The 20,296-nt window shown below is 57.4% G+C and carries 22 protein-coding genes and 2 tRNA genes; 15 read left to right on the plus strand and 9 right to left on the minus strand.

Annotated elements, in window-relative coordinates; all coding sequences use genetic code 11:
- Positions 1–36: 36 nt before the first annotated feature.
- The 6 genes from AC0V6O_RS10390 (at position 37) to AC0V6O_RS10415 (ending at position 4,244) form a co-directional block, all read left to right on the plus strand.
- A complete protein-coding gene (locus AC0V6O_RS10390) occupies positions 37–906 on the plus strand; it encodes an HpcH/HpaI aldolase/citrate lyase family protein (protein WP_486143783.1) in 870 nt (289 codons plus the stop codon).
- Positions 907–983: 77 nt separating this feature from the next.
- Positions 984–1,397: a holin family protein gene (locus tag AC0V6O_RS10395; protein WP_472644755.1), complete on the plus strand. Its 414-nt coding sequence runs from the start codon at positions 984–986 to the stop codon at positions 1,395–1,397.
- Positions 1,398–1,461: 64 nt separating this feature from the next.
- Positions 1,462–1,923: a type II 3-dehydroquinate dehydratase gene (locus tag AC0V6O_RS10400; protein WP_486143786.1), complete on the plus strand. Its 462-nt coding sequence runs from the start codon at positions 1,462–1,464 to the stop codon at positions 1,921–1,923.
- Positions 1,924–2,143: 220 nt separating this feature from the next.
- Positions 2,144–2,641: an acetyl-CoA carboxylase biotin carboxyl carrier protein gene (accB, locus tag AC0V6O_RS10405; RefSeq protein WP_486143788.1), complete on the plus strand. Its 498-nt coding sequence runs from the start codon at positions 2,144–2,146 to the stop codon at positions 2,639–2,641.
- A gap of 21 nt (positions 2,642–2,662) precedes the next feature.
- Entirely contained in the window at positions 2,663–4,012 is a 1,350-nt protein-coding gene (gene accC / locus AC0V6O_RS10410) for an acetyl-CoA carboxylase biotin carboxylase subunit (RefSeq protein WP_486143790.1), read from the plus strand.
- A 58-nt stretch (positions 4,013–4,070) separates the two neighbouring features.
- A complete protein-coding gene (locus AC0V6O_RS10415) occupies positions 4,071–4,244 on the plus strand; it encodes a hypothetical protein (protein ID WP_486143792.1) in 174 nt (57 codons plus the stop codon).
- Between the two features lie 131 nt (positions 4,245–4,375).
- Here AC0V6O_RS10415 and AC0V6O_RS10420 read toward each other — a convergent pair whose 3' ends face one another.
- Together AC0V6O_RS10420 and AC0V6O_RS10425 are read right to left on the minus strand one after the other, a co-directional pair.
- Entirely contained in the window at positions 4,376–4,852 is a 477-nt protein-coding gene (locus AC0V6O_RS10420) for a GFA family protein (protein WP_486143794.1), read from the minus strand.
- 24 nt (positions 4,853–4,876) lie between these two features.
- A complete protein-coding gene (locus tag AC0V6O_RS10425) occupies positions 4,877–5,338 on the minus strand; it encodes an Lrp/AsnC family transcriptional regulator (RefSeq protein ID WP_472644749.1) in 462 nt (153 codons plus the stop codon).
- 233 nt (positions 5,339–5,571) lie between these two features.
- Between AC0V6O_RS10425 and AC0V6O_RS10430 the strand changes: the two genes are divergently transcribed.
- From AC0V6O_RS10430 to AC0V6O_RS10445, 4 genes are all read left to right on the plus strand, one after another.
- On the plus strand, positions 5,572–7,710 hold the full coding sequence (locus AC0V6O_RS10430; RefSeq protein WP_486143797.1) for a histidine kinase dimerization/phospho-acceptor domain-containing protein: 2,139 nt from the start codon (positions 5,572–5,574) through the stop codon (positions 7,708–7,710).
- Positions 7,711–7,754: 44 nt separating this feature from the next.
- Entirely contained in the window at positions 7,755–8,786 is a 1,032-nt protein-coding gene (locus tag AC0V6O_RS10435; protein ID WP_486143799.1) for a polysaccharide deacetylase family protein, read from the plus strand.
- 87 nt (positions 8,787–8,873) lie between these two features.
- Positions 8,874–8,950 (plus strand) — tRNA-Ile (locus AC0V6O_RS10440).
- Between the two features lie 55 nt (positions 8,951–9,005).
- Positions 9,006–9,082 (plus strand) — tRNA-Pro (locus tag AC0V6O_RS10445).
- A gap of 63 nt (positions 9,083–9,145) precedes the next feature.
- On the opposite strand, the gene AC0V6O_RS10450 is transcribed toward AC0V6O_RS10445, so the two are convergent.
- The 5 genes from AC0V6O_RS10450 to AC0V6O_RS10470 all read right to left on the minus strand — a co-directional run bounded on the left by AC0V6O_RS10450 (position 9,146) and on the right by AC0V6O_RS10470 (position 13,244).
- On the minus strand, positions 9,146–9,814 hold the full coding sequence (locus AC0V6O_RS10450) for a M20/M25/M40 family metallo-hydrolase (RefSeq protein ID WP_486143801.1): 669 nt from the start codon (positions 9,812–9,814) through the stop codon (positions 9,146–9,148).
- Complete coding sequence (locus AC0V6O_RS10455) at positions 9,774–10,556, minus strand: hypothetical protein (RefSeq protein ID WP_486143803.1); 783 nt, start codon at positions 10,554–10,556, stop codon at positions 9,774–9,776. Before AC0V6O_RS10455 ends, AC0V6O_RS10450 begins: the two co-directional genes overlap by 41 nt.
- A 118-nt stretch (positions 10,557–10,674) precedes the next feature.
- Positions 10,675–11,100 carry a GGDEF domain-containing protein gene (locus AC0V6O_RS10460; protein ID WP_486143805.1) on the minus strand — a complete coding sequence of 142 codons (426 nt, stop codon included), beginning with the start codon at positions 11,098–11,100 and terminating at the stop codon, positions 10,675–10,677.
- On the minus strand, positions 11,097–11,888 hold the full coding sequence (locus AC0V6O_RS10465) for a GGDEF domain-containing protein (protein WP_486143807.1): 792 nt from the start codon (positions 11,886–11,888) through the stop codon (positions 11,097–11,099). The genes AC0V6O_RS10460 and AC0V6O_RS10465 overlap by 4 nt, the downstream gene beginning before the upstream one ends.
- A gap of 135 nt (positions 11,889–12,023) precedes the next feature.
- Positions 12,024–13,244, minus strand: a complete 1,221-nt coding sequence (locus AC0V6O_RS10470; protein WP_486143809.1) for a GGDEF domain-containing protein — start codon at positions 13,242–13,244, stop codon at positions 12,024–12,026.
- Positions 13,245–13,410: 166 nt separating this feature from the next.
- Between AC0V6O_RS10470 and ettA the strand changes: the two genes are divergently transcribed.
- Positions 13,411–15,084: an energy-dependent translational throttle protein EttA gene (ettA, locus tag AC0V6O_RS10475; protein ID WP_486143811.1), complete on the plus strand. Its 1,674-nt coding sequence runs from the start codon at positions 13,411–13,413 to the stop codon at positions 15,082–15,084.
- 202 nt (positions 15,085–15,286) lie between these two features.
- Complete coding sequence (locus AC0V6O_RS10480) at positions 15,287–15,841, plus strand: hypothetical protein (RefSeq protein ID WP_472639217.1); 555 nt, start codon at positions 15,287–15,289, stop codon at positions 15,839–15,841.
- Between the two features lie 21 nt (positions 15,842–15,862).
- Here the strand turns inward: AC0V6O_RS10480 and AC0V6O_RS10485 are convergent, their stop codons facing one another.
- On the minus strand, positions 15,863–16,474 hold the full coding sequence (locus AC0V6O_RS10485; RefSeq protein ID WP_486143814.1) for a pyridoxamine 5'-phosphate oxidase family protein: 612 nt from the start codon (positions 16,472–16,474) through the stop codon (positions 15,863–15,865).
- Between the two features lie 167 nt (positions 16,475–16,641).
- Here AC0V6O_RS10485 and AC0V6O_RS10490 point away from each other — a divergent pair, with 167 nt between their 5' ends.
- The 3 genes from AC0V6O_RS10490 (at position 16,642) to AC0V6O_RS10500 (ending at position 18,500) form a co-directional block, all read left to right on the plus strand.
- Entirely contained in the window at positions 16,642–17,715 is a 1,074-nt protein-coding gene (locus AC0V6O_RS10490) for an RcnB family protein (protein WP_486143816.1), read from the plus strand.
- Between the two features lie 117 nt (positions 17,716–17,832).
- Positions 17,833–18,348, plus strand: coding sequence for a prolyl 4-hydroxylase family protein (locus tag AC0V6O_RS10495; protein WP_472639222.1), 516 nt, complete (start codon positions 17,833–17,835; stop codon positions 18,346–18,348).
- Positions 18,345–18,500 (plus strand): 2OG-Fe(II) oxygenase family protein, encoded by a 156-nt coding sequence (locus tag AC0V6O_RS10500; protein WP_472639223.1) that lies wholly within the window; start codon positions 18,345–18,347, stop codon positions 18,498–18,500. The genes AC0V6O_RS10495 and AC0V6O_RS10500 overlap by 4 nt, the downstream gene beginning before the upstream one ends.
- A 92-nt stretch (positions 18,501–18,592) precedes the next feature.
- Here AC0V6O_RS10500 and AC0V6O_RS10505 read toward each other — a convergent pair whose 3' ends face one another.
- Positions 18,593–20,200, minus strand: a complete 1,608-nt coding sequence (locus tag AC0V6O_RS10505; RefSeq protein ID WP_486143819.1) for a lysine--tRNA ligase — start codon at positions 20,198–20,200, stop codon at positions 18,593–18,595.
- Positions 20,201–20,296: the final 96 nt, after the last annotated feature.

Below are 20,296 nucleotides of genomic sequence, written 5' to 3' on the forward strand. Positions count from 1 at the left end.
CCAGCCTAACCATGCTGGAGCAAAGGGGAAAGATCGATGACACTGCGAATGCGCTCTTGGCTGTTCGCCCCAGGTGATAGCGAGAAAAAGATGATCAAGGCCGCCGACAGCGCGGCCGACATCGCTTTGCTTGATCTGGAAGATTCAGTCACCCCGGACAACAAGCCTGCTGCGCGGAACTTAGTACGCGATATGATCGCCAGCCGCGAAGACAAGGCGCGCATTTGGGTGCGAATTAATCCGCTGTCGAGTGGCGAAACGGAACGCGATCTTGATACCATCATGCCTTCCGGCCCAGGCGGCATCTTCCTGCCCAAGGCGGAGGGCGGACACGACGTTGCAACCTTGGACTCTATGTTAAGCAAGCGCGAGACGAAGGCAGGGCTGGAACCTGGCTCAACCCGTATCGCCGCACTGGTAACTGAAACTGCCGCCGCGATGTTCACCACCGGCACCTATGACGGAGCACCGCGGCTCGTCGCGATGAGTTGGGGCGCGGAGGATCTCTCTTCAGAACTCGGCGCTCAGGAACAGCGCGGACCGGACGGTGAATATTCCCACGTCTATGAAATGGCTCGCAGCCTCTGCTTGCTTGGCGCGGTGAAAGCTCAGGTGGCACCGATCGAAACTGTTCAGCCGGAATTCCGCGACCTTGATGCACTACGGACACGAGCCTTGATGGTCAGAAGGCAAGGCTTTCGCGGTATGCTCGCGATCCATCCCGCTCAAATCGAGCCGATCAACAGCGCCTTCACACCCAGTGAAGAAGAGCTATCCCATGCCCGCGCGGTGGTGCAATTGTTTGCCGACAATCCTGGCGCAGGCACCCTCGCCTTGGATGGCAATATGCTTGATCGCCCGCATTTGGCACTTGCTCAGCGGATATTGGCGGAAGCCGGAGAATAGCTGATTAGGAAATATATTTTTCCTACTTGAACCGTTTTGGTTATTTATTGTGCGACTCATGATAAGGAGCTGCATTAATGGCCATTTTGGAAACGCTGATCGGTCCGATCACATCAATCATCGACAAGATCATTCCTGACAAGGAAGCGCGCGCCAAGGCCAAACTTGAACTCTTGAAGCTAGAAGGCTCGCAGGAAATGCGGCTGATCGAGACTCAAATCTCAGCCATCATTGCTGAGGCAAAATCAGCCGACCCCTGGACCAGCCGTGCACGCCCCAGTTTTCTTTATGTGATGTACGCTATGATATTGTGGGCACTGCCAATGGGGGTGCTCGCCGCCTTCAACCCTAGCGCGGCCACGAATATCGCGGCGGGAATGAATGCCTATCTCAACGGCCTGCCTGAACCGCTCTATGCGCTGTTTGGCACTGGTTACCTCGGGTACACCGCCGCCCGCCAATGGGGCAAAGTGAAGGGCGTAGATCAGTAGTTTTCCTGGGTCGGCCACTGATGCGGACTTGAGCTTGCCAATTACCCCGCGCTAAACGGCCTGCATGACAGACAATTCCGCAAAGCCATCCAGCACCGTCTATGTCCTCAACGGCCCCAATCTCAACCTGCTCGGTCTACGCGAGCCTGAGATATATGGCTCTGACACACTTGATGATATCGCAGGCATGCTTGAGGACAAAGCTCGTGAGCACGGCCTAACCATTGAGATGCGCCAAACCAATTATGAAGGCATGCTGGTCGATTGGCTGCACGAAGCACAGGCGGAGGGCGCGCGCGCCGTTCTACTGAATGCTGCTGCATACACTCACACATCTATCGCCCTGCTCGATGCTATTCGCGCGATAACCATTCCGGTTATAGAGGTGCATCTTTCAGATCCAAAAACGCGAGAAGACTTTCGCTACCTCTCTTATGTCGGGATGGCGGCCGCGAAAACAATCGAAGGGCATGGCGCGGCGAGCTACACAATCGCTCTTGATGCGGTGATTGGCGACGAGGTCTAGTCCCTCAAGGCAAGCGACTCCTTACATTGCTCGCGGTAACTTCGCAGTCTGCGCAGCATTAGACGCACGCATCGCAAGGTCCACTTGGCCGACTGGGACGGCAAAACCCGTCCATGCCACTTGCCAGCCGCAATTTGCGGGAATAATCACCCCCACAATCACGCTGCACCCCAGTTTGCGATCCCGCAAATGACCGCAGCAGACACAATAAGGGGCCCCCATGGCGACCAGCAAAACAAATGGCGGACGCAAATCCGGCATGGATGTTGACACCAAACTCGTTCGCGAACTCGCAGAGCTTTTGAACGAAACCGGCTTAACCGAAATCGAAGTTGAAGAGAATGATCGCAAGATCCGCGTCGCGCGCGGCGGCTTCGCACCTGCGCCGATCAGCGCGCCATTTGCGGCGGCTCCTACCCCGACCCCAGCGGCCGCTGCACCAACCGCAGCGCCTAGCGCGGCCGAGGCTCCAGCAGACGCCAACGACGGTGCTATGCTTTCGCCAATGGTGGGCACAGCCTATCTCGCACCGGAACCCGGCGCAGATGACTTCATTAAGGTCGGTTCTGCCGTCAAAGAAGGCGACACGCTGCTGATTATCGAAGCGATGAAGGTAATGAACCCGATCCCTGCCGATAAGTCAGGTACGATCAAAGCTATCCTAGTCGAAAACGCGCAGCCGGTCGAATTTGACCAGCCGCTCGTAGTGATAGCGTAAAGCGCGCGAGGACAACAGGCTATGGCCATTACCCGCATCCTGATCGCCAATCGCGGCGAAATCGCTCTGCGCATCCACCGCGCGGCCCACGAAATGGGCATCGAGACAGTTGCAGTGCACTCCACTGCTGATGCTGATGCAATGCATGTGCGCCTTGCTGATCATGCGGTCTGCATCGGTCCGCCATCTGCAACCGATAGCTATCTGAATGTCGCAGCGATCATCTCCGCCGCTGAGGTGGCGCAGTGCGATGCGATCCACCCGGGCTATGGCTTTCTGTCAGAGAACGCCAAGTTCGCCGAAATCGTCGAAGCGCATGACATCAAGTGGATTGGGCCAAAGCCTGAACACATCGTCACGATGGGCGATAAGGTTCAGGCGAAGAAGACTGCTGGTGAGCTAGGCTTGCCGCTAGTCCCAGGCTCTGACGGCGCGGTGTCCGACCCGGAAGAAGGCAAGAAGATCGCCGCAGAGATCGGCTATCCGGTGATTATCAAGGCCGCATCCGGCGGTGGCGGCCGGGGTATGAAAGTCTGTGAGAGCGAGGACCAGCTCGAAACTCTTATGCAGCAAGCGGGCAGCGAGGCGAAGGCCGCGTTTGGCGACGCCACCGTCTACATCGAGAAATACCTCGGGAATCCGCGCCACATCGAATTTCAGGTGTTCGGCGACGGCAATGGCAATGCGATCCATTTGGGAGAGCGCGATTGCTCGCTACAACGCCGCCACCAAAAGGTTCTGGAAGAGGCCCCCTCCCCAGTCATCAGCCACGAAGAGCGGATGCACATGGGGGAGGTCTGCTCAAAGGCGATGCGCGATATGAGCTATCGCGGTGCGGGCACGATCGAATTCCTGTGGGAAGACGGCGAGTTTTACTTCATTGAAATGAACACCCGGCTTCAGGTGGAGCATCCCGTTACGGAAGCCATCACCGGCGTCGACCTGGTCCGTGAGCAAATCCGCATCGCGGCTGGCAAGCCGTTGTCCGTGAAGCAGGAAGAGCTGGAGTTTAACGGCCACGCGATCGAATGCCGGATCAATGCAGAGGATCCCTTCACCTTCGCACCCTCACCCGGTCAGGTGACCTATTATCACCCGGCTGGCGGCATGCATGTGCGGGTCGATAGCGGGCTTTATGCCGGTTATAAAATCCCGCCTTATTACGACAGCATGATTGCCAAGCTGATCGTCTATGGTCGCAACCGCGAAGGGTGCATCATGCGCCTGCGCCGTGCGCTTGAGGAAATGGTGGTTGAGGGACCGAAGACCAACATTCAGCTGCACCAGGAATTGCTCAAGCAAAACGATGTGCTGTCCGGCGACTACTCGATCAAGTGGCTCGAAAACTGGCTGGAAGAACGCGAGAGCTAAGCCGCGGTCACACTCAAACCAGCAAGGATACACAATGCGCTATTCGCCCGGAATTCTGTTGATCGTTATTGGCTTGATCGTTTTCTTCTTTCCCCATTGGGTCCCGCTGATTTCCGATGCGCGGGGTGAACCAGAGGCCTTTAGAACCGCCGGCCAAATTGGTGGCGGATTAATCGGCGTCGGCCTTTTCACGCTGATTTTGGCCTTGGTAAAAAACCGCAGCAAACGCTGAGCAGGTTGTCGCGCAAGCGCAGCCTGGGCGCGCCCAGCGCAAATGGCGGCGGGCGCAGCAGCTATGACAATATCTTCATCGATGGCGAACATTACTGGTATCGCAAGAAGTGAACGTTTTCAAAGCGTGCGCTAATCAAATTTGAAGCCCGCTGCCTCTGCCTCTGCGATCACTTCAGCGCCCGTCTTCATCGGGCTTTGTTGCACCAGATCGTACCAATCAGGTTTTTCATCGACGAAGATTTGTTGCAAAATGCCCAGCCCGGCTGGGACGTCAAACAGACCAGCGAGGAAGCTGTAATGGTCGCCGGGCACAAAGCGATACCAGAGATTGCTGCCGCAAGTGGAGCAGAAACAGCGCTCTGCCCAATCGCTTGAGCGATATGTTGATACCGCGTCCTGGCCGGTGATCGTGAAGCTCTCACCACTCAAACCGCCCAAGAACGTACCGCTCCAACGCACACACATTTCACAGTGGCAAATGTCGACCAACGGTCGCGCCGCATTAAGCGTAATCGTAACTGCACCGCACAGGCAACGGCCTTTGAGCGGCTCAGACAATGGGGCTGGCTGTGCATCGCCATCGCTAGGTCCAAACAATTCGCTCATTGGCTGATCTCCGGCTTTAGAGTGTTAGAGGGGCACTCCTGGTGCGTATTTCGCGGTACGGATGGTCAGAGAGGTTTTCACACTGTCCACATTCGGTGCCGGTGTCAGCTTGCTGGTCAGGAATTCCTGAAAGCTTTGCAGATCATTGCTCACGATCTTCAAAATAAAATCGATCTCGCCGTTGAGCATGTGCACTTCGCGGACCTCTGGTAGATCGCGCATCGCGTCTTCAAACTCGCGCAGGCTCGATTCGGCCTGGCTTTTCAGGCTCACCATGGCGAACACGGTGATCGCAAAACCCAGTTTCGACGGATCCAGATCCGCATGATAGCCGCGAATAACACCATCTTCCTCCAGCCCGCGAACTCTGCGGAGGCACGGCGGCGCAGTTAACCCCACCCGCTGTGCGAGCTCAACGTTGGTTACACGCCCTTCCGCCTGCAATTCAGAAAGCAGGCGTTTATCGATTTCATCCAAATTCGCCATGCGGCGTATGCTCCCATTTGACCTTCATTTATGACTAGCAACGTTCCTAGGAGAACAAGAGCCAGCAAGTATTCGCCCTCAGATCGATGCACAAAACTAATTTTATTATGTTTGCCAGCAATTGTCCCGCTTTGCAACGCAGCCGAAAGCCATGTGTGAATGTTAGAAAGGCTTGGTATGAAACTTTTGGCCCCACTAGCGCCTGATGGCCGTGTGTGTGTATCGGAGCAGATATGTTTTTTGACGACCGCCTTGCGACTGTGCTGCGCCAACGCGCAGACACCGACGTGGGCGCTCGCACTCAATTTCGCCAGCTGCTTGATATCCTTGGTAACCGCAAATTTGGCATCCTTGATGGTCGACGGCAGAGTCTGGTTGCGGCATCTTGGCTGCGGATGGATGCACTGGCTGAGAAGATCCCTGCGCACGAGAGAGCAGCGGCGATTCGCGAGCGCGGCTGGCGGTTTCGCAGCGCGGATCTGGCCGCTCATCTAGCCGATTTTGAGCCTGAGGTAGCTACCGCAGCACTTAACCGTGCAGATTTGAGCGATAACGACTGGACTGCGCTGATCCCAAGACTGCCTGTGAGAGCGCGCGGTTTTTTGCGACGCAGAGACGATCTGCCGGTCGATGCTGAGCGCTTGCTCGACCAGCTTGGCGTTCATGACCGTGGGTTACCCCGTCCTAACGGGCATGACGGTGCAGAGGGCTTGGAGACCCCACCAGCTTCCTTTGGTATCTCTGCTGAGCCAAGCGATACCCCAGCGGAAGTGCCCTATGCATCGCTGATGGGGGCGAGCGCTCCGGACACGATAATGCCGCTCCGCAACAGGCTTGCGGACGATCCACTTTCACCAAACAATGAGCCTTATGAGCTGAGCGATGAGGTGAGAGCGGAGGATGGGACAGAAGAGAGTTCTGCGGCGGAGAAGCTGGCGGAAGAAACTCCAGCCGAAGCTGAGCCTCAGGAAGCCCGAGCACCTGAGCTAGAGCAAGCGGTAGAGCCTGAGGAGTTCCCGAAGCCCGAGACTGACACAGCCTCCTACGATCCGTTCGGTCTCACCGACCAAACAGGTATCGCGTCAAACCCTATTGCGGGCGCTGAGGTCGATGCCAATCGCAGCGAAATTTCCGCTCTTGTCGAGCGGATTGCGCAGTTTAAACGCGACCGGGAAAGCGGCGCACAGGCGATCGACAGCGCCCCGCGACTGCCACTTGATGAACAACCACGCCAGTCAGAGCGCGAGGTGCGCGGCTTTGGCTTTGCTACAGATGCGAACGGCCGGATCGAATGGGCTGAACCAGAAGCCGCTCCGATGGTCATTGGCAAACGATTAGTCCCAGCGCAGGCCTTCACCAATCCCGCCGCACAAACACTGATCGAACGCGCCTTTGACCGCAGGCAGCCGATTGCGTACGCGCCATTAGCCTTGGCAGGAGCGGAAGCTATCGCGGGCGATTGGATTGTCGATGCGCAGCCGAGCTTTGCCGATGAAGGCAACTTTACCGGCTATGTTGGCCGATGCCGCCGCCCAGCGAAAGCCGCCAGCATGCCCGGCCAAGGCGGCAGCGAGGGCGACCGAATCCGTCAATTGCTGCATGAGCTGCGCACACCGGTCACCGCCGTTCAGGGCTATGCCGAGGTCATTCAGCAGCAATTGTTTGGTCCTGCCCCGCACGAATATCGCGCTTTGGCCGCGGCGGTCGCGGCGGATGCCGCACGTATTCTCGCAGGATTTGAAGAACTCGACCGGCTGGCCAAGCTGGAAACCGGCGCTGCTGAAATGATACCGGGCGAAACTGACCTGGGCACCGTGATTGCCAAAACCGCCAAGCAATTGGCGCAGGTACTTGGACCGCGGATGGCAGGCGTTGAATTTGTCCAGCCCGAAGGTCCGCCGATCATGGTTGCGATGGACACTGGCGAGACAGAAGCGCTCATTTGGCGCGTTCTGGCAACTCTTGGCGGGGCCTGCGCCTCTGGTGAAATGATCACTTGTCAATTGCGCCGCGACGATCGTCTGGTGCGGCTGATTTGCGAATTGCCGGCACAACTGATCTCCGAAGACGATTTGTTCGCTGCACAGGTTAAGCCCGCCAACACCGTGCTCAACGCAGGGCTATTTGGCGCGGGCTTCACCTTCCGCCTGGCCCGGGCTGAAGCGCGCGCAGCCAAAGGCGGGCTGTCCCACGAAGGTGAACATCTGGCATTGATGCTCCCACTCTTGACCGCTCAGCAGGGCCTGCCTAGCCATGACGCGTCGGACGCTAGCGCATCAGTACAGGTAAGCAATCTTCAAGACGTGCCTGCTAATTCCGAACATGAGAACGCTGCTTCAATCAGCGGCAAACGTGGCGGCGGGAAAGCATAAGCTCCAGCGATCCCGCTGAATTGGCAATCAGGGAGGGAGCCGGCATGCAACCCCTTTCTGAATCAGCAGCCGCGGGCGAAGCACGGTCCATTCTTGATCCGCCTGCGCAAAGCGCCAGAGCGAAGTTCGCGGATGACTTTGGCCAACGCGTTCTGCTGACGGTTGACACCGAAGAGGAATTTGACTGGGAAGCACCCTTTCGCAGAGATGGCTTTGGACTGGAGCATATCCCTGAACTGCGCCGATTTCAGCAATTCTGCGAGCGGCTGGGCATCATCCCACTATATTTGGTCGATTGGCCAATCGTAAATTCGCCAGCTGCAGCCGAGATCATCGGCGACGCAGTCAAACGCGGCACAGCCGAAGTTGGCGTGCAATTGCATCCATGGGTCAACCCGCCGTTCGATGAAGAGGTGAGCGCACACAATTCCTATGCCGGGAACCTGCCGCCCGCATTGGAAGCGGCCAAGTTCACACAGTTGCGGGATCGGATTGAGGTGGTGTTTGGCGCGCCTCCGCTGATCTACCGCGCTGGTCGATACGGTTTGGGCCCGCAAACCCCGGGCTTGCTTAAGTCGGCGGGAATCGCGGTCGACACCTCTGTCAGGTCTCTGTTCGATTATTCCGGCCAGCACGGCCCTGATTACTCAGCCCATCCACTGTGGCCCTATTGGGCCGATGCAGAGCGCCAATTGCTCGAACTGCCTGTGACCAGCGCCTATTGGGGCATGCTGAGGCGGCAAGGCGGCATGGTGCGCCGCCTGCAAGAACGCTTCCCCTCTCTGGGCCGAATCCTATCGCGCCTGGGCATGATGGAACGGATTGCCTTGACGCCAGAAGGTGTGAGCGTGGAGGAGGCCATCCGCGGTATTGATATGGTTCTGGACGACGACGTGCCTGTATTGACGTTGTCGTTTCACAGCCCCTCTCTGGCACCTGGTCACACGCCCTATGTCGAGACGCCGGCTGAGGTTGAGGGCATTTATGATTGGTTTGAAAGGGTTTACGCCTATCTCGACCACCGAAACATTCCCAGCACCAGCGTGGCCGAGATCATGCAAAATGTGATCAGATAGGTTCTTTTCAAAAATAGACGAAACGGGTGCTTGTTTCATTCCCAAGTGCAATGTAGAGGCTCGGCCTGCATCTTGGCTAGACCAGAGGGGCCTGTAGCTCAGTTGGTTAGAGCTGGCCGCTCATAACGGCTAGGTCGCGGGTTCGAGTCCTGCCGGGCCCACCACTAGCGATGATGCTTCCACCCTGTCGTGCTGCACGCAAGACAGGCGAAAATCGGTCGGGGAGTGGCGCAGCCAGGTAGCGCACCTGTTTTGGGTACAGGGGGTCGGAGGTTCGAATCCTCTCTCCCCGACCAGATTTTCGAGCTTCCGAAATTTCTGCTCGCACAGGCAAGGCATCCACGCTTGCCGCGTTCCCCTTACTCTTCCGTAACCGCCGGAGCGCTGGGCACGGGTTCGCCGGTCTTGATCACGCGTTCTTCCCGCGCAAGAGTGCCTGCGACCATAGTCCACACCGCTACATTCTGACGCAGTTGGACGATGTCGATCTTATCGAGCGTGTCATCCGGAGTGTGATGCAAATCGAAATAGCGTGTTCCGTCCTGCTGTAGATCAATGATCGCCCCATTCTGATCGCGCGAAATGTTCAGGTCTGCCCCGCCCCGCGCCGCAATGGTTGAATTGGCAACGCCAAACGGTTCGACTGCGGCCGCCAGCTTTGCGTGAAGTTCAGGGTTGGTTTCACGGAAATTGCTCTCAAAACGCCAGACACGATCTGCGCCAAAATCGCTTTCGAGGCCCACGCCAATCGGCTCGTCGATGTGAGCCGCGCTGTATGCGCGAGAGCCCCACAGCCCCACTTCCTCTGCACCTGCGAATAGCACGCGAACAGTGCGCAGTTGATTGCCAGTGCGCGCGACATTGATCGCGGCGGCGGCAATGATGCCGCAGCCCGCCCCATCATCAAACGCACCGGGCGCGTTCCACCAGCTATCCAAATGGCACGCCAGCAGTACGGGTGGCAGATCCGGATTGCGGCCAACAAATTCACCAACGACATTGCCGCTCATCGTGGTGCCGATACGCACTGGGGTTCATTTCCAGTTTGAGTGTGATTGGCTCTGAACGTGGACGATTGAACATCCGTTCCAAATTTTCTGCATCGGGCAGAGACAATGCGCCCGCAGGGATTGGCTCAACCCCTTCCGGGAAATTGGTGCCGCCGGTGTGCGGGTTGCGGTGATGATCGGTACCAACTGATTTTATCACAACGCCAATCGCGCCTTTGCCGGCGGCGAGTCCTGGTCCGACCCAGCGCGTCGGGCCGGCAAAGCCATAGTGCGAGCCATCCTGAGCGCGGCGCATCTGGTGACTGATATAGGCGATCTTGCCGGTTAGGCTGCCTTCCGGTGCGGCGCGAACGGCCTCGGCATTGGCAAAGAAGACCACTTCGGCTTCGATCCCACCTTCTGGTGTCGCTGCACTGTTGCCAAGCGGCTGAACCACAAGGTTTTGCGGAAAAGGTCCGGTCACCGATGCGCGGGCGATATCGCCTGGTACCCAAGTCTCCATTTCAAACGGTTCGTCCGCCACATTTTGAAAGCCGTGCTTCTTGAGCCACTCCATCGCCCAAACGCGCCCGCGTGTCTCAGCCTCTGTACCAGCCTGCCTAGGGCCGACCTCTGTAGTCACCCCTTCGACAAAATCCCACGCGATTTCATCGCGCTCCAACGCCACCTCGGCAAGTTCCGAAAGGCCCGGGGCTGCGTGCGCGGTGACAGAAAGGGAAGCGGCGGAGAGCGCGGTCAGCGCGAGGAGTGTGTTTTTCATGACTGCCGCTGCTATCGAGCCATGCGGGCCAAGTCCAGCGTTAGGCTTGCTGAGCGCAGCTGCTTCTCATGTGATCGGCCGGAAGGAGAATTGAGGCGGCCTAGCCTCCGATCGCAGATTAGTTTGAAACAGCTTGTTTCAGTTCAACTAGCTTTGGCTTTGGAGCAAGCTTCTCTTCATCCTGAGGCGCACGCTCGGCATTTTCCACACGGTTTCGGCCATTGGATTTCGCCCGGTAGAGCGCAGCATCAGCCCGTGCAAACAGGCTCTCATAGGTTTCGCCTTCACGCGCCGTGGCCACACCAAAACTTGCTGTGAGGCGAATATCTTCATTAAGATCGGTGTGCTCCAGCCGGGTGAATGCCCATCTGATCCGTTCAGCCAATCGCTCCGCGGGTTCATTCTCACAATTCCAGGCCGCGATGCAGAATTCCTCGCCACCAATCCGGCCTGAGGTATCGCATGCGCGCACCATCTTACCAATGATCTCGCCAAAGCCTGCGATGGCCAGGTCCCCGGCCTGGTGCCCCCAAAAATCGTTCACCTGCTTGAAGTGTCAATATCAGCCACGACCAGGCTTAGTGGGCGCCCCTCGGTCTGAGCGCGCGGCAGCAAAGCTCGGATCGATTGCTCAAACGAGCCGCGATTGCGCAGGCCAGTGAGAGCGTCCCGCTCGCTGCTTTCGCGCAGGGCCTTGGTCCACTCGGCAATGGTCGCTCCAATCAGTACCAATGCACTGCTCATGCCCTTCACCGCCAGGACCAGCCCAATCAGCGAATAGTAGATCGAATCGCGATAAGCCTCTGCCGGGATTGTCCGCTCAAACAACAGGGTAAGTGTCGGCCGGACGAGAAAGTCAGCAGCCTGGAACGCCATGACCAGAATGATCAACAGATCGATCATATTGCGGCGACGAGCCGTGAGCAGCGTCGTCACGCCCATGGCGAACATCACGCCGTAGCCCATGTTGACGATAATCAATCGTGGGCCGACATCGTTGGAGAAATTCACGGCCAGAGCCAACGTCAAGGCGGAGATAAGGTAGACAATGGCAATGCTGCCGAGATGAAGCCGCTGACCCACGCGCTCGCACACCGACGCCAGTAAGAATGCCGAGCCGAGGGTGTAAAAAACCTGGGTCGCGTGGAACAGGTAGAACGCGTCCGCTGGCATGAAATGGGTGATCAGAAAGCCAATCGCCGACAGGGCAAAGGCAATGCCGAAGCCGAGCACATGACGTTTCATTCGGCCTGCGCGCCACAACACTACAAATGTCGCTGCGAAAAACAGCGCCATCATCGGCGTCACCAATCCAAGAATTTGCGTTTGCATCGACCCGTACGACCCCCGTTCGAACGGGTTAGGTCAATATGGTTAACACCGGCTTTAGGGAACCCACTTAAGCGACAATATCTCTAACGCTCGTGTTCGATTGTCTACTGACGAATGTGGGCAGCGCCCACTCGGTCAACCTGCTCCAAGGCCGTGCCTTTGGGACATACGCGATGCGAACGGAACGACCGAACCGCCGCCATCAGGAAATGCGCCGTTCTCTGTAAAGACCTGATTACGGCCTGCCTCTTTCGCCCGGTAAAGAGCGCTGTCGGCGCGTTCGAACAAGGCTTTATAGCTTTCCATGTTGCGCCACTCGGCCACCCCAAAGCTGACTTTATAGGGGCTGATTTCGTCCTTTTCTGACTTGCCTTGGCGGGCAGCAGCCTGGCGGATCCGCTCAGCCAGTTGCGCGGCATCTTCCAGTGAGCAATCCCAAATCAAAACGCAGAATTCTTCGCCGCCGATCCGTCCAGCCATATCACCGCTGCGCACCAGTGAGCTAATTTGCTCCCCAAAAACAGCGATTACGCGGTCGCCAGCAAGGTGACCAAACGTATCATTGATGTTTTTGAAGTGGTCGATATCGGCCATAATTAGACTTAGCGGCTTGTTTCTCGCGCTCGCTCGATCAAGCATGAGTTGCGCCTCGGCTTCGAACGCTCCGCGCGTTCGCAAGCCCGATAGCTGGTCGATGGCCGCTTCATACCGCGTGTTTCGGACATCTTCAAAGATGACCGTTGCAATCAAACTGAGCGCCAGCAGGGTAAGCAAGACTGCAAGTATCAGCACGTGCAAAGAGGTAAGCATTACTGCCGCACCCTCGCCAGCGCCGAAAATGAAGTCCGAAAGCATTGTTAGGAATGGACGCAGAAACCCGAAACCGGAAAGCAGGATCAGCACCCAAATTAGTGACCGATCACTCCAATGGCGACCTGACGTATGCCAAAGGTTGATAGCGGTTATCGCAACCAGCAAAGCGGAATTGGTATTTTGAGCCATGCGAGCTGCGTCTTGCGAGCCAGCTGCCATCGCAGCCCACAGGATTATGCAGGTAAACGCCACAGTCCCTGCGGAGGCCACAAGTGGGGCCTTCTTTCCATTGCGGACGGCCGTGCCCCACATCAGAGCCAGCACTCCCGCCATCGAGAATACGTGGTAGGAAATAATCCCCATTGGGCCAAAGGACCCTAGGATCCAGATATTGATCAGCACGCCAAGGGCCATCGATCCGAAACAAGCGGAATAGGCAAGAACATGGAGGCGGCGCTTGTTACCCCACCAAAATACAAAGAAAATCACGTTGAAAATCAACGCGATGATCGGTATGATGAAGGTCATTATCTGAGTTTGCATGGTCTAGCTTTTCTTACACTCTTTAGTCCTAGATGAATTTTCGTAACGACCTCTTAATTTGCGTTACGAATGTCACCACGTAGCTGACGCTTGCCCCACCACGTTCGCGCGACTATCTGGCACCCAAGTTCAATTTCCGAATAGATTCACCCAAAGGAAACGCCTGATGGCCGCGCAATATGCCTATGTCATGAAAAACATGACCAAGACCTTCCCCGGCGCTCAAAAGCCGGTGCTGAGCAATATTAATTTACAATTCTATCAAGGCGCAAAGATCGGTATCGTTGGCCCGAATGGCGCGGGCAAATCGACCCTGATGAAGATCATGGCCGGGATCGATTCCGACATAACTGGCGAAGCCTGGGCAGGTGAGAACATCACCGTCGGCTATCTGCCGCAGGAACCGCAGCTTGATGAGAGCAAGACGGTGCTGGAGAACGTCCGCGAAGGTGCTGGCGAGACAGCAGCGATGGTGGAGCGCTTCAACGCGATCTCCGCTGAAATGGCTGAGCCGGATGCTGATTTTGAAGCTCTGGGCGAGCAAATGTCCGAGCTGCAGGAGAAGATCGATGCGGTCGACGGCTGGACCCTCGACAACCAGCTGGAGATCGCGATGGAGGCCCTGCGCTGCCCGCCATCAGACAGCCCGGTCAACAATCTTTCCGGCGGTGAGAAACGCCGCGTTGCCCTAACCCGGTTGCTCATCCAGAAACCTGGTATTCTGCTGCTCGATGAACCGACCAACCACCTCGACGCTGAATCGGTCGAGTGGCTGGAAAACCACCTTAAAGAATACGCAGGCGCCGTGCTGATGATCACCCACGATCGCTACTTCCTCGACAATGTCGTTGAGTGGATCCTTGAGCTCGACCGGGCGTCCTACTACCCATATGAGGGCAATTATTCGACCTATCTGGAGAAGAAGGCGAAACGTCTGGAGCAGGAAAGCCGCGAGGAGTCAGGCCGCCAGAAAGCGCTCTCTCGAGAGCTGGAATGGATCAAGCAAACCCCCGCCGCGCGTCAGACCAAATCCAAAGCCCGCGTGCGCAAGTTTGAACAATTGCAGGACGCTCAGGGCGACCGCAAACCGGGCAAGGCGCAGATCGTTATCCAGGTGCCAGAGCGCCTGGGTGGTAAGGTGATCGAGGCTAAGAATATCTCTAAGGCTTACGGCGACAAGCTGCTCTTCGAAAATCTGTCTTTCATGATGCCACCGGGCGGCATTGTTGGCGTGATCGGCCCGAACGGCGCTGGTAAATCCACCCTGTTCAAGATGATCACCGGTCAGGAAACACCGGACACCGGATCGATCGAAATCGGCGACACTGTTCACCTCGGCTATGTTGACCAATCTCGCGACGACCTGACCCCGACCAACAATGTCTGGGAGGAAATCTCCGATGGGCTCGATTACATGCAGGTGAACGGTCACGACACCTCCACACGCGCCTATGTCGGCGCGTTCAACTTCAAGGGCAGCGACCAACAGAAAAACGTCGGCAAACTGTCCGGTGGTGAACGCAACCGCGTGCACATGGCGAAAATGCTCAAGCAAGGCGGCAACGTGCTGCTGCTGGACGAACCAACCAACGATCTCGACGTCGAGACCCTGGGCGCGCTTGAAGAAGCCATCGAGAACTTTGCCGGCTGCGCCGTAGTGATCTCGCACGACCGCTTCTTCCTGGATCGCCTCGCGACGCACATTCTCGCGTTTGAAGGCAATTCTCATGTGGAATGGTTTGAAGGCAATTTTGAGGCGTACGAAGAAGACAAACGCCGCCGTCTAGGCGATGCTGCGGATCGCCCGACACGCTTGGCGTATAAGAAGCTGACCAGGTGAGGCCGCTACTTCGGCACACGCTCCTAGCTTCCTCGTCACCCCAGACCTGATCCGGGGTCCTGCTTCTTAAGATTAAGGGGAAGATCAGGGGCAAGCGGGGTCACCGGTCAACGCCGGAAAAGCCGCTTCAATAATCCCCCTCGCTTCCAATCCGCACACACGCTAAGGGACATCCCCTATTTACAAGAAGGGTCCCCCAGGAATGAATCTGTCCACTCGTAATATTGTATTGATCGCTGGTGCGGTCGTTGTCGGCCTCGTCATCGGACTTATGTATCCCATCGTCGGCTTGCTTTTGATGTTCCCGGTATTGGGCTATGTCGTGTTCGTGCTGCTTAAAAACAAAGGCGGCGCAGAAGCGGACGAGGCGACCACGTCGGCGGCCAAGCAATTCACCGCGGCGGAAGGCAAAGGGGCGATCTATGTCATGCGCGATGCCTTTATTGCCGGGCAGCAAGGCATGAACATCACTATTGATGACGCCATGACGGCACAATTTCGCACGGGCCGTTTCGTAAAAGCGGATGTAGAACCGGGCGAGCATAGTGTGCTGGCACAAATGGCCAGCCAGACAAAAGGTACGGCAAAGACGTACACTTTGAGCGTGGCGGCGGGTGAATGCGTGCTGCTGGATGCGAAGATCGCCATGGGCGCACTGCAGGGTTCGGTCGAGTTCGAGGAGCAGCGCGATGCGGGACTCGCCCGTGCGAAACTGGGCAAGCTGAAACTCGTCGAGTGGTCAGCGCCAGAGGCCTAGACCTCTACCAAACAGTGGTGATTAGGGTGAGACCCAGCGGGCATCCCAAGTGGGTTCTCGTCCCTCACCCACACCGCCTGTCCGCATGAACTGCGCCCGCAAATGACCAGTGTGCGCTAGGTAGAACCAGTCGGCTTCTATGATGTCGAACAACACCACCGCGAAATTAGGCCTCGCGGGCACCACCTGTTCGTCCGTAGGCTCTACGCCTTCAAACTCCGCTGGAAGCCCGCTGGTTGGCTCGCTCGATACGGCGCCTGGTCCCTCTCCCAGATAGCAACGCTTGGCAAAGTTAATGCTGCTTTCCCATGCGCGATCGACCACATCGCCTTCGCGAACGATGCGCCCTGTCCCGCGCAACCGGACCTGAATCTTCGCACCCCTATCGTAAAGTAGCACCGCCATGCGCGGGTCCGCTTCAATCGCAGCAACTTTTGGAGCGCGATTGTCAGTGTGAAACCTAAGCGTCCAAGCATCGCCATCAAATTCCCGCAAGACCATTGTGCGTGCGTCGACGTCGCTGGTCACAACGCAGGGCGTGTGCATAGCGTGCCTTCGATCCTTGCCAGCTTTCACCAATTGGCGTCTTAAGTCATTGCGGACATCATCGAGCGTTTCAAACATGCGTTGCATTTGAGGGAAATGTGCGCGAGGTCAATCCCTCTCGCTGTTCATTTTCAGAACTTCAAACATGAACGTAAACCTAAACGAGTGGTTAAGTTATGATACAGCGACTCGTCGGTACAAGAGGGCATATCAACTTAGCCGTTGGTGGTGGAACGGCGACCAAGGAGGCATTTATGTACCTGACAAAATTGCTCAAAGGTAGCGCACTTTCCGCTCTCGCCACCGCGATGGCTGTAACTGCTCTACCTGCTGAGGCCGAAGCGCAAAACCGCGGCTTTGAAAATCGCGGGCAGCAGATACAAGCTCGCCAAAACCAGCGCAGTGAGCGCCGCGCAAACCGTGGCCAAGCTCGCGGTGAACGACGCGCCAACCGCCAGCAAGCAAGAAGCGAACGCCGTGCCAATCGCCAGGAAACACGCGGTGAGCGCCGAGGCAATCGTCAAGAAGCTCGCACTGAGCGACGCGGTGATCGCCGGGAAGCACGGCGTGAAGGTCGCGCGGGTAACCGCGGGTTTAGCCAGACACAGCGCCAAGCACGTGAAGCGCCTGCAAGGGTTCGAAACGAGCGCCGTGGTGAGCGACGCGCAGAGAGACGCGGAGAGAGACGTGCCGAAAGGCGCGGTGAACGCCGGGCAGAACGCAGGCAGGATCGCCGCGTAGAGCGTCGCGCTGAACGCAGAGCGGATCGCCGCGTAGACCGCAGGGCTGAGCGCAGAGCAGAACGTCGCGGCGCATATCGTGATGGTCGGCGCGATGGCCGCCGGGCAGAGCGCCGTGATCAGCGCCGTGAGTACCGGGACAATCGCCGCGGTTACCGCGATGGCCGCAGAGGCTATCGGGACGGACGTCGCAATGGCTACCGTGATGGTCGGCGCGGATATCGCAACGAACGCCGCGGATATCGCAATGGCTACCGCGCTGGAGTTCGCGATCACCGCCGGTGGAACCGCCAGTGGCGCAAGCACAATCGCTACAATTGGTACAACCACAGGCGCGCCAACCGCAGCATCTTTCGCCTGGGTCGGTACTATTCGCCCTATCGCAGCTATCGTTATAACCGCTTGAGCATTGGTTTTCACCTCGACAGCCTGTTCTTCTCATCGCGGTATTACATCAACGATCCATGGCGCTATCGCCTGCCAGAGGTCTACGGCCCGTATCGCTGGGTCCGCTATTATGACGATGCGGTTTTGGTCGACACCTACACCGGCGAAGTCGTCGATGTGATCTACGACATCTTCTGGTGATCGCCTGACACAGCAGACTTTCTGCTAACTTTAGAGCCCCCGCTCGCAGCAATGCCAGCGGGGGTTTTCTTGTGTGGCATTGGCTGGCAAATAGCCGTTTCACGAACGAGCAAAGCAATGACACTAGCAAGCACCATTCCCGATCAAGACGCCCTTAAACGAGTTGGCGAAAGCGTTCGCCAGCGCTTGGCTTCCGATCCTGGCGTTTACCCAATCGAGACCGACAAACTCGAACTGTTTGCTGTCGGCGATTTTCTGACGAAGGCGGAATGCGACCGCCTGTGCATGATGATCGACATGATCGCCCGGCCTTCGGCACTGCATGAGCAAGACTATGCCAGCGGGTTTCGCACCTCTTATTCCGGCGATCTTGATCCCTATGACAGCTTCGTCAAAGGGATTAGCCGAAGGATCGATGACCTTATAGGCTTAAAGCCGGAAATCGGCGAAGCGATTCAAGGCCAGCGCTACCTCGAAGGCCAACAGTTCAAGCCGCATAACGATTGGTTCTACAGCTCGGAGCCGTACTGGCAGAACGAGCGTAAGCGCGGCGGTCAGCGCAGCTGGACGTCGATGGTTTTCCTCAACACGGTCGAGGAGGGGGAGAGACACACTTCACCGAAGCCGGTTTGAGGATTGAGCCAAAGCCCGGCGTCCTGCTGCTGTGGAACAACGCATTAGCTGATGGCAGTCCGAACGAAGGGACAATGCACGCGGGAACCCCTGTGACCAAAGGCTCCAAGTACATCATCACCAAATGGTATCGCACACGCACTTGGAAGTAGGAAAGACGTCTTAATGTAACGCCTAGCCACCCAGAACCTACCGGAACACAATCCGGGCGGAAGTGCGGAGGGTGCGGGTGGCTATGGCCGGCTCAAGAACGCGCCAGAGCCTCTGCGATCAGCTTGCGACTGTTCTCTATCCCATACAGCGCGATAAAGCTGCCCATGCGCGGCCCCTGCTCACTGCCCAGCAGCGTCTCATACAAGGCCCGAAACCAATCGCGTAGGTTCTCAAACCCGAACTCTTCGCGTTTACCGATCTCATAGACGCTGGTCTGTAAGTCTTCCGCGCTGCTACCCTTAGCCGCTGCGGCCAAAGCCTCGTCGAGCGCCCTCAAGGCCTCAGCCTCATTCGCCGATGGCGCGCGCTTGTTCAGCGTCGGCACGATGAAGTCGCGCGTGTAAGCAACTGCGGCATCGATCATCGCATCAATCGCCGGGTTCGCAACAGGTTCGCCCAGATAGCTTTCGAGATATTCCGCAACGTTTTGCGCGCTTGCCTCTGCGCCCAGCACGCTGGCAAGGTTCAGCAGCAAGCCGAACGTCACCGGCACGGTGTCGCCTGCACCCGGCGCATCGGCAGCCGAGAGGCTCTCAGTCGCGCGCAGCAAATGCCACGCCGGATTGCCGAGCTGTTTGTCCAGAGGCTGTTCGGCCAGACGTTCACGGAACTGCCAATAGTCGTCGACCGCGCGCGGGATCACTCCAACGTGCAGCTGCTTGGCGCTCTTGGGATTGGGGAAGATGTAGAAGCCGAGGCTCTCCTCCGTCCCATATTCCAGCCATTGCTCAATCGTCAGGCCATTGCCTTTGGACTTCGAGATCTTCTCGCCATTCTCGTCGAGAAACAGCTCGTAGATCAGCCCTTCTGGCTTGTTCCCGCCCAGCACGCGCGCAATCTTGCCCGATTGCACGCCTGTGTCGGTCAAGTCCTTGCCGTACATCTCATAGTCGACGCCTTGTGCGACCCAGCGCATGGCAAAGTCGACCTTCCATTGCAGCTTGGCTTTGCCGCCCAACGCGCTTTGCTCAATCACGCTGCCGTCTTCATCCGTGAAGCGGATCAGCCCCGCCTCCGCATCGACCACTTCGACTGGCACTTGCAATACCACGCCAGTCGTCGGACTGATCGGCATGATCGGCGAATAGGTCGCCGCACGCTCTGCCCGCAAGGTCGGCAACATGATGTCGAGAATATCCTGATTGTGCGCCAGCACGTTCTTCAACGCATCGTCAAACGCGCCGCTGCTATATCGGTCAGAGGCAGCCACAAACTCGTACTCAAACCCGAATCGGTCCAGAAACGCACGCAGCATCGCATTGTTATGGTGGGCAAAGCTCTCATACTTCTCAAACGGATCGGGAATCCGCGACAGTGGCTTACCCAAATGCTCGGTCAGCATCGCCTGATTGGGCAGATTGTCAGGCACCTTGCGCAGGCCGTCCATATCGTCTGAGAACGCGATCAGCCGCGTCGCCTGCCCGGTCAGCGCCTCGTATGCGCGCCGCACGAAGGTGGTGCGCAGCACCTCCTGAAACGTGCCGATATGCGGCAAGCCTGACGGCCCATAGCCCGTTTCAAACAGCACTGGCTCGCCGTTTGGTTTGCCATTCCTCAGCCGTTTGGCGAGGCGTTGAGCCTCTTGAAATGGCCAAGCCTTGGAGGAACGAGCGGCGTCTTGAAGTACAGTATCTGTCATAGCACGCCCGCATATGAGGATGGCGCCAGACAACGCAAGCGATTGTGCAGTTTGACGTGCAGGGCTTGGAACACATTTGCAAATTCCAAAAATGTG

The sequence above is a fragment of the Erythrobacter sp. JB2-19 genome, assembly GCF_057365005.1.

Bases quoted from the DNA above. Each gene is read 5' to 3' on its own strand.
- AC0V6O_RS10390 (WP_486143783.1), top strand. From the start codon at position 37: ATGACACTGCGAATGCGCTCTTGGCTGTTCGCCCCAGGTGATAGCGAG.
- AC0V6O_RS10395 (WP_472644755.1), top strand. From the start codon at position 984: ATGGCCATTTTGGAAACGCTGATCGGTCCGATCACATCAATCATCGAC.
- AC0V6O_RS10400 (WP_486143786.1), top strand. From the start codon at position 1,462: ATGACAGACAATTCCGCAAAGCCATCCAGCACCGTCTATGTCCTCAAC.
- accB (WP_486143788.1), top strand. From the start codon at position 2,144: ATGGCGACCAGCAAAACAAATGGCGGACGCAAATCCGGCATGGATGTT.
- accC (WP_486143790.1), top strand. From the start codon at position 2,663: ATGGCCATTACCCGCATCCTGATCGCCAATCGCGGCGAAATCGCTCTG.
- AC0V6O_RS10420 (WP_486143794.1), bottom strand. From the start codon at position 4,852: ATGAGCGAATTGTTTGGACCTAGCGATGGCGATGCACAGCCAGCCCCA.
- AC0V6O_RS10425 (WP_472644749.1), bottom strand. From the start codon at position 5,338: ATGGCGAATTTGGATGAAATCGATAAACGCCTGCTTTCTGAATTGCAG.
- AC0V6O_RS10430 (WP_486143797.1), top strand. From the start codon at position 5,572: ATGTTTTTTGACGACCGCCTTGCGACTGTGCTGCGCCAACGCGCAGAC.
- AC0V6O_RS10435 (WP_486143799.1), top strand. From the start codon at position 7,755: ATGCAACCCCTTTCTGAATCAGCAGCCGCGGGCGAAGCACGGTCCATT.
- AC0V6O_RS10455 (WP_486143803.1), bottom strand. From the start codon at position 10,556: ATGAAAAACACACTCCTCGCGCTGACCGCGCTCTCCGCCGCTTCCCTT.
- AC0V6O_RS10465 (WP_486143807.1), bottom strand. From the start codon at position 11,888: ATGCAAACGCAAATTCTTGGATTGGTGACGCCGATGATGGCGCTGTTT.
- AC0V6O_RS10470 (WP_486143809.1), bottom strand. From the start codon at position 13,244: ATGCAAACTCAGATAATGACCTTCATCATACCGATCATCGCGTTGATT.
- ettA (WP_486143811.1), top strand. From the start codon at position 13,411: ATGGCCGCGCAATATGCCTATGTCATGAAAAACATGACCAAGACCTTC.
- AC0V6O_RS10480 (WP_472639217.1), top strand. From the start codon at position 15,287: ATGAATCTGTCCACTCGTAATATTGTATTGATCGCTGGTGCGGTCGTT.
- AC0V6O_RS10485 (WP_486143814.1), bottom strand. From the start codon at position 16,474: ATGCAACGCATGTTTGAAACGCTCGATGATGTCCGCAATGACTTAAGA.
- AC0V6O_RS10490 (WP_486143816.1), top strand. From the start codon at position 16,642: ATGTACCTGACAAAATTGCTCAAAGGTAGCGCACTTTCCGCTCTCGCC.
- AC0V6O_RS10495 (WP_472639222.1), top strand. From the start codon at position 17,833: ATGACACTAGCAAGCACCATTCCCGATCAAGACGCCCTTAAACGAGTT.
- AC0V6O_RS10505 (WP_486143819.1), bottom strand. From the start codon at position 20,200: ATGACAGATACTGTACTTCAAGACGCCGCTCGTTCCTCCAAGGCTTGG.